6 protein-coding genes and 1 pseudogene are annotated in these 17,657 nt (G+C 72.1%); 3 read left to right on the top strand and 4 right to left on the bottom strand.

Annotated features, from left to right (window positions below; genetic code table 11):
- Window positions 1–28 precede the first annotated feature (28 nt).
- The gene (locus FRCN3DRAFT_RS44250) at window positions 29–4,285 is read left to right on the top strand and encodes a CHAT domain-containing protein (protein WP_007513486.1); all 4,257 of its coding nucleotides are present in this window, start codon (window positions 29–31) and stop codon (window positions 4,283–4,285) included.
- A 33-nt stretch (window positions 4,286–4,318) separates the two neighbouring features.
- On the opposite strand, the gene FRCN3DRAFT_RS0212520 is transcribed toward FRCN3DRAFT_RS44250, so the two are convergent.
- From FRCN3DRAFT_RS0212520 to FRCN3DRAFT_RS0212510, 3 genes are all read right to left on the bottom strand, one after another.
- A complete protein-coding gene (locus tag FRCN3DRAFT_RS0212520) occupies window positions 4,319–6,928 on the bottom strand; it encodes a tetratricopeptide repeat protein (RefSeq protein WP_007513488.1) in 2,610 nt (869 codons plus the stop codon).
- Window positions 6,929–7,191: 263 nt separating this feature from the next.
- On the bottom strand, window positions 7,192–9,675 hold the full coding sequence (locus FRCN3DRAFT_RS49430) for a CATRA conflict system CASPASE/TPR repeat-associated protein (RefSeq protein WP_007513490.1): 2,484 nt from the start codon (window positions 9,673–9,675) through the stop codon (window positions 7,192–7,194).
- Window positions 9,676–10,059: 384 nt separating this feature from the next.
- Window positions 10,060–13,809 (bottom strand): CHAT domain-containing protein, encoded by a 3,750-nt coding sequence (locus FRCN3DRAFT_RS0212510; RefSeq protein WP_027140512.1) that lies wholly within the window; start codon window positions 13,807–13,809, stop codon window positions 10,060–10,062.
- Window positions 13,810–15,180: 1,371 nt separating this feature from the next.
- Here FRCN3DRAFT_RS0212510 and FRCN3DRAFT_RS54015 point away from each other — a divergent pair.
- Window positions 15,181–15,768, top strand: a complete 588-nt coding sequence (locus tag FRCN3DRAFT_RS54015; protein ID WP_071041170.1) for a hypothetical protein — start codon at window positions 15,181–15,183, stop codon at window positions 15,766–15,768.
- A 125-nt stretch (window positions 15,769–15,893) separates the two neighbouring features.
- Here the strand turns inward: FRCN3DRAFT_RS54015 and FRCN3DRAFT_RS52930 are convergent.
- Window positions 15,894–16,163, bottom strand: a pseudogene (locus FRCN3DRAFT_RS52930) (hypothetical protein); the annotation flags it as partial.
- Window positions 16,164–17,197: 1,034 nt separating this feature from the next.
- Between FRCN3DRAFT_RS52930 and FRCN3DRAFT_RS55020 the strand changes: the two are divergent.
- A complete protein-coding gene (locus FRCN3DRAFT_RS55020) occupies window positions 17,198–17,368 on the top strand; it encodes a hypothetical protein (protein WP_198535964.1) in 171 nt (56 codons plus the stop codon).
- Window positions 17,369–17,657: the final 289 nt, after the last annotated feature.

Below are 17,657 nucleotides of genomic sequence, written 5' to 3'. Positions count from 1 at the left end.
CGCATGGGGGAGCGGTGACAGAGGTGAGATGCGCGACCAGCTGCTCGAAGCGGTCCGGGAGCGGCTTGCCCGGTTCCAGGCCAGCCAGGATCCGGCGATACTGCTCGACGCCTCGGCGGTGGCCGAGGTCAGGGCGCTCATGGCCTCGGTGGCGCAACCCGCGGAGGACCTCGAGGTCTGTGCGGCGGCGGGCTGGCTGCACTACTACCGCTATGCGTTGCTGCCGCCCGGCGAGGACGACGACGACCGCGCCGCGGCGCTGCGCCTGCTGATCCACCTCTACCGGGCCCGGCCGGAGGCGGTACCCGGCCCGGTGCGGACCTATTTCGACGGCGCGGGACCGGCCGCGCAGGACTACGCGCCCGACGCCGTCCGGGCCGCCGGGCTCGTCGAGGACGCCCTGCGGACCCGCCGTCCCGCGGACCTGGACGCCGCGGTCGCGGCCGCGCGGGCAGCGGCGGCGGCCGCCGCGCCCGGCCACCCCGACCGCCCGGGCCGGCTGTCGAACCTGGCGCTCGCGCTGCGCGCCCGCTTCGAGCAGGCCGCCGACCCGGCCGACCTCGACGAGGCGGTCGACGCCGGCCGGGCCGCTCTGGACGCGGCCGCGCCCGACCATCCTCGCCGCGCCGACATCCTGTCGGGGCTGGGGTTCGTTCTCGTCCTGCGCTACGGACGGACCCACCACCTGGCCGACCTGGACGGGGCGGTCGAGGCCTGGACGGGAGCGGTCGACGCGGCGCCGGCCGGTGCGGCGGTCGGCTCGACCTACCTGTCGGACCTCGCCACCGTCCTGTTGACCAGGTTCGCGCGGACCGGGCGTGCGGACGACGTCGAGTCGGCGATCAAGACAGCCCGGTCGGCGGCCGACGGCGCCGGCGCTGACGACCCGGAGCGAGCCACCTACCTCTCCCACGTCGGGATCGCGCTGCTGGCCAGGTTCGAGGCAACCGGAGCTGTGGCCGACCTCGATGAGGCGATCGACGCGGCCCGGGCGGCTGCCGCGGCGGCACCCGCCGGCCACCCGGACCGCGCGGGCTACCTGTCGAACCTCAGCTCCGCCCTGCGAACCCGGTTCGGGCAGACGGGGAACCTGGCCGACGCGGACGCCGCGGTCGAGGCAGGCAGGTCCGCCGCCGCGGCGGCCGCCGAGGACTACCCAGAACGTGCGGCCGTGCTGACGAACCTGGGATTCGCCCTGAGCAGCCGCTTCGATCGGACCGGGAGCCTCGGGGATCTGGACGGGGCGGTCCAGGCCGCGAGGCTGGCCGTCGAGGCGGCGTCCGCTCATCCGGCCCGGGCCGCGATGGCGGCGAACCTAGCGGTCGCGCTGCGCCTGCGGCATGCGCGGACCGGAGCGCTCGCCGACCTGGACGAAGCGGTGGAGTCCGTGCGGCTGGCCCTCGACGCCACCCCCGCCGACCACACCGACCACCCTCGGTACCTGTCGGCCCTGGGCGATGCCCTGCAGACCCGGTTCGAGCGGACCGGCGCGCTGGCGGACCTGGACGCGGCGATCGACGCCAGCCGCTCGGCCGTCGAGGCAACCCCGGCGCTGCATCCGGACCGCGCGTCACGGCTGTCGGTGCTCGGCACCGGTCTGTTCCTGAGATCCGACTGGACCGGGACGCCGGCCGGTCTCGACGAGTCCATCGAGGCCGCCCGTCGTGCCGCCGCCGCACTTCCCGACGACCACCCGGACGCTGCCGCCTACCTGTCCAACCTCAGCCTGGCCCTGCGCGCACGCGCCGAGCTGACCGGTTCCCTGACCGATTTCGACGCCGCGGTCGACGCCGCCCGACAGGCCGTCGGGGCTGTCCCGGGCGACCACACGTCCCGCGCCGGCTGGCTGTCGAACCTCGGGCTCGCCCTGCACCGGCGGTTCGACCGGACCGGGGTGCTGGCGGACCTCGACGAGGCGGTCGGCCTCGGCCTGCTCTCCGTGGCGGAGATCCCCGCCGACCACCCGGACCGCGCCCGGTACCTGTCGAACCTGGGGGCCGCCCTGCGGGCCCGCTACGAGCGGACCGGCCTCACGACCGACCTGGAGGAGGCGATCGACGCCGCGCGACAGGCCGTGGACGTGGGCCGTCCCCATGACGTCGAGCGCCCTGGTCAGCTCGCCAACCTGGCGTTCGCGCTGCGGCTGCGCTTCGAGCGGACCGCGGACCCGGCGAGTCTCGACGAGGCCGTCGACACCGGGCGCCTGGCCCTCGAGGTGACCCCCGCCGACCACCCGAGCCTCGCGGTCGTCCTGACGAACCACGGCGCGGCTCTGCACGTCCGGTTCGAGCGGACCGGCGAGCTCTCCGACCTCGTCGCCGCTGTCGAGGCCGGCCGCCGCGGCGTCGAGCTCGCCCCCGACGGCCTCCCGGAACTGCCCGCCGTACTGACGAACCTCGGATTGTCGCTGCGCAGCATGTTCCTGCGGACCGGGTCGCTGGCCGACCTCCACGACGCGGTCGACGCGCACCGACGGGCCGTCGCGGCGACCCCCGCCGAGCACCCGGAACGGGCGGCCCGCCTGCTCAATCTTGGTTCCACCCTGCACACACGGTTCGACCGGACCGGGGAGCTGGCGGACCTGGCCGAGGCGGCCGACGTCAGCCGCGAGGCCGTCGACGTCGAAGCCGCTCCGCCGCGGGCCCGCGCGCTCGCGGCGGGAGCATGGGGGAGCGCCGAGGCGGCGGCCGGGCGCTGGGAGCAGGCGGTCGAGGGCTTCGCGGCCGCGGCGGGGCTGCTCGAGGAGCTCGTGCCGCGTGAGCTGTCGTGGTCGGACAGGCAGAGCCTGCTCGGCGCGGTGCGCGGTCTTGGCTCCGAGGCCGCGGTCAGCGCGGTGCGCGCCCGCAGGCCGGAGCGGGCGGTCGAGCTGTTCGAACAGGCCCGCGGGGTGCTCCTCGGCCAGGCGCTGGACACCCGTGGCGACCTCAGTGATCTTCTGGCGGCCGCTCCCGTCCTGCACGACCGGTTCGTCGAGCTGGCCGCCGCCCTCGACCGGCCGGGGACGAGCCCGAGCGCAGGGACGACGTCCGTCGGCGCGGCGGCCAGCCCGGCGGGGGCGGAGCGACTGATCGCGGAGCGCCGGGCGCTGCGCGCCGAGTTCGACGGGCTGGTCGCACAGGTGCGTGACCTGCCCGATCTTGCCGGCTTCCTGCGCCCCCCGCCGCTGGCGGCGCTGAAGCGGGCGGCCGCCGGCGGACCGGTCGTGCTGGTCGCGGTGTCCCCGTACGGCTCGTATGCCCTGGTGGTCACCGAGACCGAGGTCGCCGAGCCGCTGGAGCTTCAGACCATGACTCCGGACGTGGTCGCGCGGGAGGCTGCGGAGTTCCTCGACGCGCTGGCCACCCTCGGGGACGAGGAAGCGGGCCGGGACCGGCGGGACCAGGCGCAGGGACGGCTGACCGAGACGCTGGCGTGGCTGTGGGACCGGCTCGCCGGACCGGTCCTGCGCCACATCGACCACCACGGTCTGCTGCCGCCGCGCTCCCCCGAGGAGACGTCGGAGCTGCCGCGGCTGTGGTGGTGCACGGCCGGGGTGCTGTCGTTCCTGCCCGTCCACGCCGCCGGTCGCCACGACACGCGGCTCGACCCCGCTCCAGCCACGGTCCTCGACCGGGTGATCTCCTCCTACACCCCGACGCTGCGCGCGTTGACCCACGCGCGCCGGTCCCGCGCCGACGCGGGAAACGCAGAGGTCCTCGCGGTCACGATGCCCTCCACGTCGCCGGCCGGTCAGGCCGGGGTCGGTGTCCCCGGGGCGGGCGCCGAACTCGCGGTGCTCCAGCGGCGTCTGCCGCGCCGGGTGCGCGACCTGACCGGCCCGCAGGCGACATGGGAGGCGGTGCACGCGGCCCTCCCGGGTGTCAGCTGGGCCCACTTCGCCTGCCACGGCTATTCCGATCCGGTCGACCCGTCGGCGAGCCGGCTGCTTCTGCACGATCACCGGGAACGGCCGTTCACCGTCGCGGACGTCCTGCGGCTCCAGCTGGAGGCACACCTCGCGTTCCTGTCGGCCTGCTCGACGGCCACTCCCACGGACGGGCTCACCGACGAGGTGATTCACCTGGCCTCGGCGTTCCAGCTTGCCGGCTACCGTCACGTCATCGCCACCCTGTGGCCGATCGACAGCAGCGGCGCCGTCACGGTCACCGACCGCACCTACGCGGCGATGACCGGCCCCGCGGCGGCCGAGCCAGCCGCGGCCCTGCACGCCACGATCAGGCATCTTCGCGGCAGGCGGCCGGCCCATCCGTCGCGATGGGCCTCGCACATCCACATCGGGATCTGACCGGACGACAGGGCACCGGCGGTGGCGCGCGGCTCAGGTCGCCGGTGCCGCCGGCGGCGGCGGCGCGGACGGGCCGGGATACCTGGGCACCCGCGGTTTGGCCCGGACCGTCTCGGCATCGGGGTGGGAGAGCGACTCGAGAAGCCGCAGCGCGTGGCCGCGCCAGTGCTGCGCGCTCGCCTCGTCGCCCAGTGCCAGGTGCTCGTCCGCCAGGTGGTCCATGACCTGCGCCTCCCAGTAGCGGTCACCCAGCTCCCTGTCCAGCAGCCTTGACCGCTGGTAGTGACGGATCGCGGCCTCGTGGTGACCCAGCTCGCCTTCGGCCCGTCCGAGATGGCGAAGGATGTTCGCCTGGCCTTCGACATGGCCGATCCGGTCGTACAGCGCGAGCGCCTCGAGCCCGCGCGACAGCGCCTCCTCGTACCGTCCGAGGTGGCAGAGCTGAATGCTGACGAGGTTCAGACAGTCGGCGACCGCCAACGGCTCACCGTCCCGCACCGGCTGGCCCTCCGCGGCCACCCGGTCCGGGCTCGACGCGGACACCGGCCCGCCGCAGGCGAGGTCCAGCGCGGTGGCCGCGTGGTGCAGCGCCTGCGCGTAACGACTCCCGGCCTCGAACACACGCGCGAACGACAGGTGGACCTGGCGGGCGCCGTCCGTGTCTCCCAGCCTGGTGAACGCGGCGAGCGCGTCCCACAGCAGCGCCCGGGCCTCGGCCTGCTGGCCGAGCCGAGCGAGCGCGTCGGCCAGCTTGCGCTGCGACGCCGCCCGCGCATGTCCGTGCCCCACCCGGTCGGCGGCTTCGACGGCCGCCCGCTGCACGTCCTCCCGCTCGGTGCGCCGTCCGGTGCGGCGCAGAAAGACCATGAGCGCCCAGGCAAGCCGCCAGGCGTGCGACTCGAAGCCCTGCGTGGCGGCGGTCCCGACGAGCGACAGGAGAATGGGCAGCTCCTCCTCGAACCAGGCCATCGCCTCATCGTGGGTCGCGATCGAGGGCCGCGGCCCGCTGAACGGCTCGGGTGACGCGGCGCCGCCCGGCGGGCGGTCCGCGGCCGCCGCCGGCACCGGCTCCGCGCCGGCTGTCGGCGCGGACCGGAACCTGACCCACGGCTGGGAGACAGCGTCGGCCCTCAGCGCGGTGGAGAGGTAGTAGTCGAGCATCCGTTCCAGCGCCGCCCTGGTCTGCGCGGGGTCGAGGCTCGCCGCCAGTTCCTGGGCGAACCCGCGCAGCAGGTCGTGTGACGTGAACCTGCCCGGTCTGTGCTCGACGAGCAGATTCGCACGGGCGAGCTGACGCAACGCCTGGCTGGAACCTTCCGGACTGTCAAGCAGCGCGGCGCAGGCGGACCGGTCGATATCCGGTCCTGGATGAATGCCGAGCAACGCGAACAGCCGGGACGGCGACGAGCCGAGCGTCGCATAGGACCACTGGAAAACGGTCCGCAGGTCCAGATCGGCCTCGTCGGAGCTGAGGACATCGAGGCGGGACCGGTACTGGCGAAGTTCGGCGAGGAGGTCCCGGAGCAGCTCGCGAGAAGACCCGCCGACGCGGGCGGCCGCGAGGCTCAGCGCGAGCGGGAGGCAGGCGCATTCCCTGGCGAGTTCATCGAGCTCGGGACCAACCTCGTGGTCGCCTGCGCCGAGCCGGGTCGAAAGCAGTGTGACGGCACCCGGGTGCGGAAGCACCCCCACCGCCACGTGTCCGGCACCGTTGCGGACGATCAGTCCCTCAAGTCTGGTCCGGCTGGTGACGATGGTCAGACAGCTCGGCGATCCGGGCAGCAGGGGGCGAGCCTGCTCCGTCGACCGGGCATTGTCCAGGAGAACCAGGACGCGCCGCCCGGCGATCAGACTGCGGAACAGCGCCGAACGCCCCTCCAGACTCGGGGGGATGGCGGCCGGGTCCGCGCCCAGAGCCACCAGAAAACCGTGCAGCGCTGTCCCGGGCTCCATCGGGTCGCCCGGGCCGAACCCACGAAGGTCCACATAGAGCTGGCCATCGGGAAAGCGGTCGGCGACCTGCTGGGACCAGTACACGGCCAGCGTGGTCTTGCCCGCGCCCGCCGTGCCGTCGACGGTGATCAGGGCGACGGGCGGCTCGTTGTCCGTTCCCGTCGCGAGCCGGTCGAGCGCCGCGAGCTCGATGTGGCGCCCGACAACGGCGTGGGTCACCAGGGGCAGCTGATGCGGCAGGGGATGCGCCGCGGTCTTGCTGAGGCTGACGGCCGGTCGCGGGCCGGCGGCACTGGCTGCCGGCTCGCCACCGGCCGGATCTGGCGGGCCGCTTCGCCGGTCGGACGAGGAGTCCTGCCGGGACGCCGCCGGCGAGGAGCGTGTCCTGCGCAGTTTCTGGGCGATCTCCGCGTCGTCGCGCAGCGTGGCGAGCCGGCCCGCGTCCGGGCCCGCGATCGCGATCGCCGTGAGGAGCAGGTCGAGGACCGCGCTGCTCGGCAGCGTCGTCCCCTTCAGGTAGGCGTACAGGCTGGCTCGCGAGACGCTGAGCCGTTTGGCCAGCTCGGCGCGGTCGAAGCTGCGGCCCAGCCGTCGCTCCGAGGCCAGCATCGCCTGGGTGAGCTCGGCGGCGAACCGTTCCCGGGCCGCCGGCGGATCCAGGCGCGCGAATGGTGAGCCCCCGTCGCCCACCGTTCCTCCCTCACGTCCGGTGGCAGAGTGCGTGCACACCGCGCTGTTCAGGATATTCCAGCCTTCTCCAGCCGCGACCCGCCTCGGCGGGTGGCCGGTGCTGCACTGCTCGAGGCAGACCAACCGAGCATGAAAAGGCCCGGTCTTCCCAGAAAGATGCAGGCTGCACCGGCATTCAGAGCCGTGGCGAATGCTTTGCGAAAGGAGCGCGGAAATGGAGCCGAATCTCACCATGGTCCGGTAGCCGCGGTCCGGCTGGGATTTCAGCGGTCGTCGCCCGCCGGCCTCGACAGCTCGAAAGCGGTCAGGAGACGGGTGACGGCCGTAGCCCAGGTCCGGTGCTCGCGCATGGCGCGGCGGACCGATTCGGCGCGGCTGAACGCCGCCGGGCGGTCGCGCAGAGCGTCGTGGACCCTGCGGCCCCATTCCTCGGCGTCGCGTTCGTCGTTCCCGACCGGCACGACGAGACGGTCGGCCTCCGATGGGGGCAGCACCTCCCGCAGCAGGTCGCCGATGCCACTGTGATCGCTGACCAGCACCGGTGTTCCGGCCACGATCGCCTCGAGGCCCACCAGCCCGAAGCCCTCCGCGCGCGAGGGCATCAGGACCAGACTCGCCCTGCGCAGGTCCTGCCCGAGCCGTTCGGTGTCCGGCGAGTAGTTGCGCACGGTCACGGCGAGCCCGGGGCGCCCTGCCCACGCCAGGACCTGTTCCCTGATCACCCGCGCCTGTCCCTGGGGCGCGCCGCGCAGGAGCAGCTCGATGGGGGGATCCGCCGGGGCGCGCAGCGCCGCGGCGTGCCCGACGGCGCGGGCGGCGAGGTCGAGGCCCTTCGTGCTGGCGTCCTCGAGGCGGCCGAGCATGAGCACCTGCGGGACTCCCGGCGGAGGCCGGCGCGGTGCCTGGTCGGTGTAGTCGAAACCGGGGTCGAGGCGCAGCGGTGTGGGGGCGTCGTCGAAGACGGACAGCTCGCGGCTGATCCACTGGTGCAGCCGTGGGCCGACCGCCACGACGACGGCGGCGTCCCGGCTGAGCGCGACCTGGTCCGCGGTGCGGGTCTCGGCGACCGCACCCGTGTCCTCGCCGCGGTCGGGGCGCCACCAGTCGGTCTCGTCGGGCGACGTGTGGACGATGTGCACCCGGCGGGCCGCCGGGAAGTGGTCCTCTGTCACGGCCTTCGCGTGCGAGCCGGTGATGCGGCCGTGCCCGAGGACCAGGTCGGGCAGCACGCCGTCGGGCAGCGGCGGCCGGCGCATCAGCAGGTCCCGCAGCGCCGCGCCGGGCAGGGCGGGGGCGTCCACCAGCCGCACGGCGACCCGGTCGGCGTCGGACCGCTCCTCGGGCGTCGCCCCGGGGACCACGCAGTACACCTCGGCCCCGGCCTCGGCCAGCGCGGCGCACAGGGAACGGTTCAGAGCGCTGAGGCCGCCTCGCCCGGGCAGCCACTCGTCCGCGAGCGCGAGTACCCGAGCCGGCCCCGGTAGCCGGGGGGGCGTGAGGCCCCGCGGGGCCGGCACGGCCGCCGGTCCCGGCTCACCCCGAGCCTGGGCCGGGGGTTCGGGCAGGGGCCGTCCGGAGTCAGGCTCGGCGATCCCGCGGTGGGCGGGTGGCGGGTCCAGCACCCGCTCGGCGGCGTCGAGAGCGCTCTGGGCGCGCTCGGCCGACGCGTCCGCGTAGCGCAGGTCGTCGTCGAGCTGCTGGGGGAACCAGGAGGCCAGGTCACGGTCGTCGGCGAACAACCCGCCTCCGTTGCCGCCGTGAGCGTCGGCCGGGGGCGCGTACTGCGCGAGGTTGTACCCGGCGATCTCCACCGAGTGTCTGATCTCGCGGACTCGCGTCATGGACAGGGCCAGGTGGAGCGCCTGGGCGCGCAGGTCGCCGGTGCGTGTCCGGCCCTCGTCCTGGCGCGGGAGGGCGCCGCCCGCCGCCAGCTGTTCGTCGAGCAGCCCCGCCACCGACTCGGTGAGCTGGTCGGTGCGGTCTCGCACCGTGCGCAGTGGGTCGCCACCCGCCCAGACCCGCAGGTGATAGCGGAGCTTGGCCGCGTGCATGAGGTAGCGGGCGAAGGGCGTGATCGCGGCGTCCCCTCGGCTCCAGGTCCAGGCCGACAACTCGTCGTCGCGGTCGTTCGGCGCGAGGACGACGATGCGTCGGCGTGCCCTCGCCTCCTCGTCGCGCTCCGCCTCCCAGACGGCGAACCCCTGGGGCGTCGCCACGCCAAGGTTGTCGAACCAGACGGGTGGGGTGGGCGCCGGGAGCAGTTCCCGACAGGCCGCCGCCAGCGGGTGGGCCGGCTCGACGTGGGAGGTCTCCGGATCGGCGAGGCGGGCCTGGTAGATCTCGGCCGCGCCGAGGAGTCCGCCGGGGATGGGACCGCAGGCTCGCACCCACCGCCGCTGCAGCTCCACCCAGCTCGGCGAGGTCGCCGGTGACGGAGCGAGCATGATCGACAGGCACAGGACGTCGTGGGCGCGACGCAGCAGAGCCTGGAACACGCCCTCGCCGGCGTGCGCCTGCGCCGCGAGGAACTCATCGATCGCGCCAGGCTCCGGCCGGTGCCGCTCGGGCGGGTCGCGGGGCAGGTCGAGCGCCGGGATGGGGTGCCGCATGCCGAACTCGTCGCGACAGGCGAACCAGGCTCGGCGAAGGTAGCCGTACGTCTCGGCCGCGTGGGGACCGCCCGCCGGAGCGAACAGGTGCACGACGAGTTCGGGCGCGATCAGGGGACCTGCGCCGTCGCCCGCCATGAGCCCCCCGGTGTCGTCCTTCGCTCGCGCTGGCGGCCGCCGCAACGATCCTGGCACATCGCTGGCGAGCGCACGCAACGCTTCGGCGGAATGGCCAGGCGGGAACAAACGGAGCATCCTGCGGCGCGGCGGACCCGCACCAGACGTTCATGCCGTGCCTATCAGTGTGTTCCAGGGCCTTCCAGGGTTCCAGGTGAGACGACGTCGTCTGTGGTCCGATCAATGAGACGGTCCCTGCACAGCTCCGCGGGGGGACGCTGTGCGGGGACCGTCGCAACGGGAGCCGGGTGGGCCACCGAAGGCTCGGGGCAGGCGCCTGGACCGCGCGATGGTGGCCCACCCGTTCTCATAGCCGTCCTCCGAAGTTGTGCTCAGGCCGGAGCATCACGGACCCGAATGAATGAGCGCAGCCCAGATATCGGGATAGGCCGGGTATCGCTCGCGCAACGCGTGGGCCGCCGCGTGGACGGCGTCGGGCGCGCGGCTCGCGTCGCGCTGGCCGTCACGGACGAGCCGGCCGTAGATGACGTCGACCGCGCGCCGGGCCGGCCGGTCAGGCACTGGCCAGAGCGTCGCGACGACGTGCCGGTAGCCGGCGAGCTGGAACGCTGAGGCGAGGTGAATTGCCTCGTCGGCGAGCCGGCCGCCGGGGCGGGCTGTGGAACAGGCCGACAGATAAGCCAGGTCGGCGTGCTCGAGGCGCAGCCGCGCGACCTCCACCACACTGAACGGTCTGTCCGCGTGGTCGTGTAGGAGCAGCCGGCTACTCGACGGGGCGGCGAGGTCGCTGTAGCCGTGACAGGTGAAGTGCGCCCACGTCGCCGCGGGCAGCGCGTCCTGGACCGTCTCCCGTTGGACCTGCTCGCCGACGAGTGTTCTGGCGTCGCCGCCCAGGTGCGCGACCACGACCGCCAGTTCGGCCTTGGCGCCGGGAAGGTCGGAGGCGCCCGGCGTTCTCGGCATGGCGACCGCCAGCGTCCCGCCTTCTGGCGACGAGCCCGGCGTGGCTCTGCGCCGCGCGTGGATCAGAGCGCGCAGCGTCGGTATGAACGACGATACGACCCGGTCGAGCGCCGTGGACTGTCCTTTGCCAGCGCCGGTGTCCAACCATCCCGCGGCGTGCACGGGCAGAAAGGACAGCGGGCCGGACAGGCACCACCACACCCGTGGTGGAGGAGCTGCCTCGCCGGCGCCGGGCAGAACGCCGAGGATCTCCAGCTGGTCAAGCACCGGGCCGGTGAGATGGTCCCACAGCCAGCCCAGCGTCTGGGTGACACCAGCCCGTGCCTGTGTCCGCTCGTCTCGGTTCGTCGCCGACCCGACGAGGTCCATCGCGGTGAGAAAGGACGTTACCTGCGCCGCGACGGATTCCGGAGTCAGCCCGGCGAGTTCCAGCGGTTCGGCGAGGCCGTCGCCGGACAGAACAATCCCATACGCGCCGTACCTGGAGACGGCGACCAGTACCAGCGCGCCACCGGCGGCGGCGTGAACCAGCTCGGCCAGCCTCGGCGGCCGCAGAAACTCCTGGAATTCATCCAGCTCACGGATGTCGGCGACGAGGCGGTCGAGCTCCTCCCGCGCCGCACGCCGACGCCTCGCGGACAGCTCCACTTCGTCGGCCGCCGCGAGATCAGCGGTCCAGGGCACGGCCGCGTGCGGGGGGCGCGCCAGTTCGGCGGTCAGGGTGCCAAACCGGTCGCCCATTGCCGGCTGCCGGTCTCGCAGCGCGCTCAGGTCGGCGCGCGCGTCCAGTGCCTGCGCGAGCAGCACCCCTCGTCCCTGTTCGAACAGCTCGACCGCGCGCGCCGGGTCGCCCGCGCGGACCGCGCACACCGCGGCCTCGGCGCCGAGGCCGCCGACCTCGGCGAGCAGGTCCTCCTGGTCGGCACGGTACGACTCCCGCGCGGCCAGCTCGCCGAGCAGTTCCACGGCTGCCGCGAAGCCCACGACCGCCTCGTCCCACCGCCCACGCAGCGCCGCGGACCTGCCCCACTGCCGGGCAGCCACCGCCCGCACCCGCGGCGGCGCGACCACGAGGCCGGCCGCCTCCTGGGCGGCCTGTGCCACGGCATCCAGATCCGCCGGCTCCCCGTGCCGGTCGAACCGCGTCAGCAGCGCGGTCGCGAGGTTCGACAGATAGACGGCACGGTCGGGATGATCAGGCGGCGTGACGTCGAGCGCCTGCCGGCTGGCCTCGGCCGCCGCGTCCAGGTCCGGTGACGACTCAGCTCGCTCGGACCGGGTGAGCAGCGCCGCGCCCAGGTTGGACAAGTACAGCGCGCGGTCCGGATGGTGGGACGGGGTGGCTTCCACGGCCCGGCGTCCGATCTCGACCGCGCTGTCCAGGTCCGAGGGCGTCCCCGTCCGGGTGAACCGCGTCAGGTGCGCGACCGCGAGGTTCGACAGACGCCCCGCCCGTTCCGTATGGCCCGCCGGCGTCTCGTCGACGGCCGCTCGGGCGGCGGTCACGGCGGTGTCCAGATCCGTGAGGAGCCCGGTCCGCTCGAAACGCGCCCGAAGGCAGCCACCCAGGTTCGTCAGCATCACGGCGCGGTCGACATGGCCGGGCAGCGTGGCGCCGACCGCTTCGCGGCCGATGTCGACGGCCGCGTCCAGGTCGCTGAGCGTGCCGGTCTGTCCGAAGCGCCGCTGCAGCGCTGCGGCGAGGTTCGACAGGCGCCCGGGCCAGTCCGGGTGGCCGGTCGGGGTGGCGCGGACGGCCGCGCGACCGGCGTCCACGGCGGCATCCAGGTCCGCGAGTGACCCGGTGCGGCCGAACCTCGTCCAGAGCGCGCTGGTCTGGTTGGTCAGATACCGCGCCCGCTCCGGGTCCCCGGGCGGTCCGGCGTCGATCGCCTGGCGCCCGACCTCGATGGCGGCGTCGAGGTCGGCCAGCGCGCCGGTGTGCCCGAAGCGCCGCTGCAGCGCCGCGGCGACATTGGACAGCTGCCCCGGCCGGTCGGGATGGCCCATTGCCATGGCGTCAACGGACCGGCGGCCAGCGTCGAGCGCGGCGTCCAGGTCGGCCGTGACGCCGATCTGCTCGAAGCGCGTCAGCAGAGCGATCCCGAGGCTCGACAGGTAGACAGCGTGATCGGCGCGGGCCGGTGAGGTGGCGTCGACAGCCTGGCGGGCGGCGTCGACCGCGGCGTCCAGATCGGCGCGCACCTGGGTGCGCTCGAAACGGCTCCGCAGCGCCGTGCCCAGGTTCGCCAGCATCGCGCCCCGGTCCGGGTGGTCGGGTCCAGCCGTGTCGACCGCCTGGCTGCTGCTTTCCACCGCCGCGTCCAGGTCGGCTGGCATTCCGGTGCGACCGAAGCGTCGCTGGAGTGCGGCACTGAGGTTCGACAGGCGCTCCGCACGGTCGGGATGGCCGAGGGGGGTCGCGTCGGCGGCCCGGCGGCTGAGGTCTACCGCCGCGTCCAGGTCGGACGGAGCGCCGGTGCGCTCGTAGCGGGCACGGAGCGCACCACCCAGGTTCGAGAGCATCGCGGCGAGATGGTCGTCGTCCACCGCGGCCGCGTCCACTGCCTGACGGCCGATCTCCACGGCCGCGTCCAGGTCGGCTGGCACGCCGACCTGTGAATACCGGGCCAGCAGGGCCGCGGCAAGGTTGGACAGCCGCCGCGGGCGCGCCTCGTCGTTAGCCGACGTCGCGTCGACCGCCTGTCGCAGCAGCCGCACCGCCCCCTCCACGGAGGCGAGGTCGCCCGTCGACCTGCCATGTCGCAGCAGACGGACGCCGTCGCGGGCCCACGTCCGCGGTCCGTCCTTCGCTGCGGTAGGAGGCTGGCCGGTGCCCGCGGACTGCTCGAAGAAGCCTCGTACCTGCTCGGGTACGGCATCGGGCGAAGCCAGGTACACCGGCGCGAGCAGGCGCACCGCGGCAGCGAGGTCCTCCTGGTCGTCGCCCGCGTCGAGTGCCTGGTAACGGAACCAGTGCAGCCAGCCGACCGCGAACGCCACCTCGAGGTCCGCCGCCGGATCGGGAACCGCGGCCAACAGTTCCCGCGCCTGCGCGGTCGCCTCGCTGTCCAGGACCGCCGCCGGGTCCTGGGTCTGGATGAACCGGTCCAGCCGGTGTTGGACCGCCGCCAGTAGCCGCACCCGCATCGCTACCCCCGCCTCGTTCATCCGGCAGCACGAGCAGGACCATCATCGACGTAGGGGGACGCACGACGACACGGGGACGTGATACCGGAGGCGGAGATCCGGAAGCCGTGGCCGCCTGTGACGCCAGCGGCGGCTACGTCACCGTCGCCCCGACGCCGAACCGGCGAAGCCGCCTGAGCAGGCCGTCCCCGAGCTTGCTCCGACCGCGCGTCGTGTGCGTGCCCGCCTGCCGGGCGCGAGGGTGATCACCGCGACGGTGGTGGCGAGTGACGTGGCGGCGGCCCGAGGAGATCCAAGGTCCGCCGGCAGCGAGCGCCGTCCGGCACGCCGAACGGACTCCCCACGCCGGCATCACGCTGCGTTGTAGGCCCTCGACCGGGATCAACGGGTCTATGACGCCGGCATGATGCCAAACTGAGCGACACGGGCCGACACTGTGACGCACAGTAAGGGAAAGTCGACCGGCGACGATCTTTGAGGTCACGCCGTTGACCAGACAGGACGGCATCTAGCGGCGATTCGCGGCACACCGCGCACCGTCACGGCACCAGGCAAGTATCACGGAGAGTAATCCTCATAATCCTCCGGTCGTGGGTTCGAGCCCCACCCGCCCCACCGGCCGACCCTTGGGTGGGTGGCGCATGCCGCCCGACCTGGGCTTTTGGCGGTTTTCGTGCCAGGTTTCGCGATCTTGTTAACTTCTTCGTTACATCCTCGGTGTCCCGACCAGCGCGTTTGTGTCCGGCTCGGCCTGTGCTCGCTGTCACGGGCGCCAACGACGCGGCCCGTCCCGCTGGGGCTGCATTCGGGCCGCAGCCCCGACGTCACCTGGGCCGCCGTGGCTGCGGCGGTGATGCTCACACGCGCTGCCGGGAAGGCCTGCATCGGCGGTGAACGCAACCGAAGCCGCGATCGCTGTGGTGTTCGACCACCAGCGCCGCCGCGGCCGAGGTCGACCGTTGCCGGCACGCGTCCCCGCGCAGGTTCGATCTCGAGCACCCTTCCAGCTGTTCAGGCAGACCTCGGCTGGACAACGCCCCGGCTATGTAGCCCAGCCGCCGCAGACCGCTTGACCTGGCCGCCCACACGCAGCTTCGCTTCACTCAGGGTGTGGCCGGCTCCCCGTTCACCCGAAGCCACACAACGTCCAGACCCGGACAGATGCGTGCCATATTCTCTCGCCAGAGAATCCACCGCTAGAACTGCTCGCTCTGCAACGACTCGACTTGCACCACCCCGAAGGCAGGGAGAAGCTTGCCGCGCACAGTCTAGACTAGATCGTCACTTGACTGAGATTGAGAACCTGCGCGGAGGGAAGGTTGCATGGCTCAAACAGATTCCTCAGACTGGAGCCGACCCTCTCCTTTGGGACACGGCGAATCCATACGCGACATGGGAAACGTCGCCTCTCCACTGCTTGCAGGATTCAGCCTGGCGGCCATCGTGGGTCTCTTGGGAAAGAGGGACGAGCTGCGCTTCCCTGACGAAACTATGATCTTCCTAGCCTTGGCGGCCTGTTCGCTAATCGGCTCCCTTCAGTTCAGCTTCAACGCGCGCATGAACCTCTGGTCCGCCGCCGACGCAACTAATTGGTCGCCAGAGCTAGATACCGACAACTCCTTGAAGGAAGATCTAATCGAGGCCCAGAATGACGGCTACAGGAACTGGTGGTGGTGGAAAAAATTCGTACAGTCTAGCTACAATATAGGGATCGTTTCCATCTTCGTCAGCCTCGGACTGATACTAGTTCCAGCCGAGGATAAAGAGGATCAATGCGAACTATGGATCGCGCCCAGTATCGCTGGCCTCGCCATCCTCATGCAGCTAATTTGGATGGCCCTTGCGTGGAAAATGAGGCATAGAGACCAGACCGAGAGTGTCAAGCCTATGAAATTTTGGGACTGGATCAAAGTTTGCAAAGACATGCGACAGTCCGACTCGACACGCAATCCTACCAACCCGACTACTGGCCGCCAATGACCGCATCACGCACCTCACGCCCGCAACGCACAGATGCATACTCGGCTGACAAAGTCGGATACGACTCAGCCCGATCAACCGCCGCGCCAGCACCCCGTCACGAACACCCGAACAAACCCGTAGACGCCGTGCAGGGCAAGGTGACGGGTGCTTAGCAGCAGCGCCACGACAGACAGGTCCACCGCCGGCGCGACGAGCGGCGCCACCCACACGGGCACTCCGAGTCGTAGGCCGAGGGCGAGGACGTTGCCGAAGCCGAAGCAGAACGTGAGCACGACGACGATCCCGACGATCACGGTGACTATCCGGACCGGAGCATCCGGAACCCTCGAACCCGCCAGAACCTCGGAACAGTCGTTTGATCCGGCGGATGATGTTCCCGTCCCAGCGGTCACTGGGCGTCGCCGCTGGTCAGGCCCCGTGTGGCGACTGGTCGGATGGTGATTTCGGGGCCTTCGACCATGATCGTCCGGTTCTTATTGTGGTGCGTTAGGTCCACCGAATTGTTGATCATGGCACTGACCTGCGGTAATGCGGTTTATGATCTATGTGGTTGAAGTTCGGTTGCCAGACTGGTGCTGGTTGGGCGCCGATGGCCGGTTCGAGCCCCGTACGGGCGACCATAATTCTGTTGCGCGAACCGCACGCATTGGCGCTCGGCGCGGGAGGTCGCCGCTGGTGTGGCTCCGGCGCTGGCCGCCGACCCCGACTGGCTTGTGCTGCCTCTGCGGCGCTGCCCGCAGCCAAGGCACGTGGGGGCCTTGACGAGGTCACGGAGTTCGAGACGGACGTGCTGGCCGGGTTCGTGCTGGCGCGGGCGGCGGCGGGCCTGGCTGACAAGACGATCCGGTCCGACGTCGGGCACGTGGAGCAGATCCGGTCCTGGTTCGGCTGCCCGTTGTGGGAGATGACCCCGCCCGACGGGGACGTCTACTTCGGGCAGGTGCTCCGCCGCGCGGCACCGGCGACCCGCTCGTCCCGAGCGCAGGCGCTGAAAACCTACTTCCTGTTCTTGGACCTGCGCCACAAGGTAGAGATCCACAACCTGACTGGCCATGTCCTGGCGTGCCCGGTCGACGAAATGAACCGGCCGCGCGGGCAGCCGGCGCTTCGTTGCGTATCCCGCCGAGCCAGGCCCAGATCGACGTGCTGTTTACCGGGTGGCGTGGCGGGCTGGCAACGTGCCGCAAGTTTGCCACCGCCGCGCGTAACTACGCGGTCGCATATTCCGGTGGAAACCTTGCGGCGTTCGAAGTGGCCGAGGAACTTTTGCCATTCGGTGTCGGTGGGGACCCTGTATTCCTCTGTGGGTCGTAGGTCTCGTCGTCGGGCGAGGAACGCACGGTGTGCCTGGACGGCCTCGTCGGGGTAGACGGCCTTGTAGCCAAGGGTGACATTGATGTCTTGATGGCCGGCTATCTCGGCCGAGTTGGTCACCGCCGCCCAGCAGGTCGCCGACCACCTCACCGCCACCGGCCGACCCGTCACCCGCACCGCACTCGCACACGGCGTCCGCACCGCCGGACACACCCTCTCCAACGACCGCGCCCGACTCCTGCTCGAAGCAGTCCGGCCCGCCCCGCCCGGCGACCGGCCGTGACAGCCCCGGACGACACTCTCGACCCTGACCCGAGTCCGACCAGTCCGGAACCGCCCCGCGACCACGGCGCCGTTCCACCGGCTCACCGACGAGCAGCGGGCCGCGATCCGCGCGGCCAGGCTCGCGCCGCCCCCGATGACCGACCAACAAGTCAACGCCATCGCCGACCTCATCGCTGTCGTCCGCGCACGCCCCCCCAGACAACCAGTCGGGCTCAACCTGACGGAAATCGGCACACCCACACAGGCCAAAATCGGCACCATCTCCAGTGCCGCTTTTGGTGATATGT

It is taken from the genome of Pseudofrankia saprophytica (assembly GCF_000235425.2).
Taxonomy (GTDB): Bacteria; Actinomycetota; Actinomycetes; order Frankiales; family Frankiaceae; genus Pseudofrankia; species Pseudofrankia saprophytica.
Note: the sequence above shows the minus strand (reverse complement) of the source record. Positions and strands in the feature narration are given on the sequence as shown.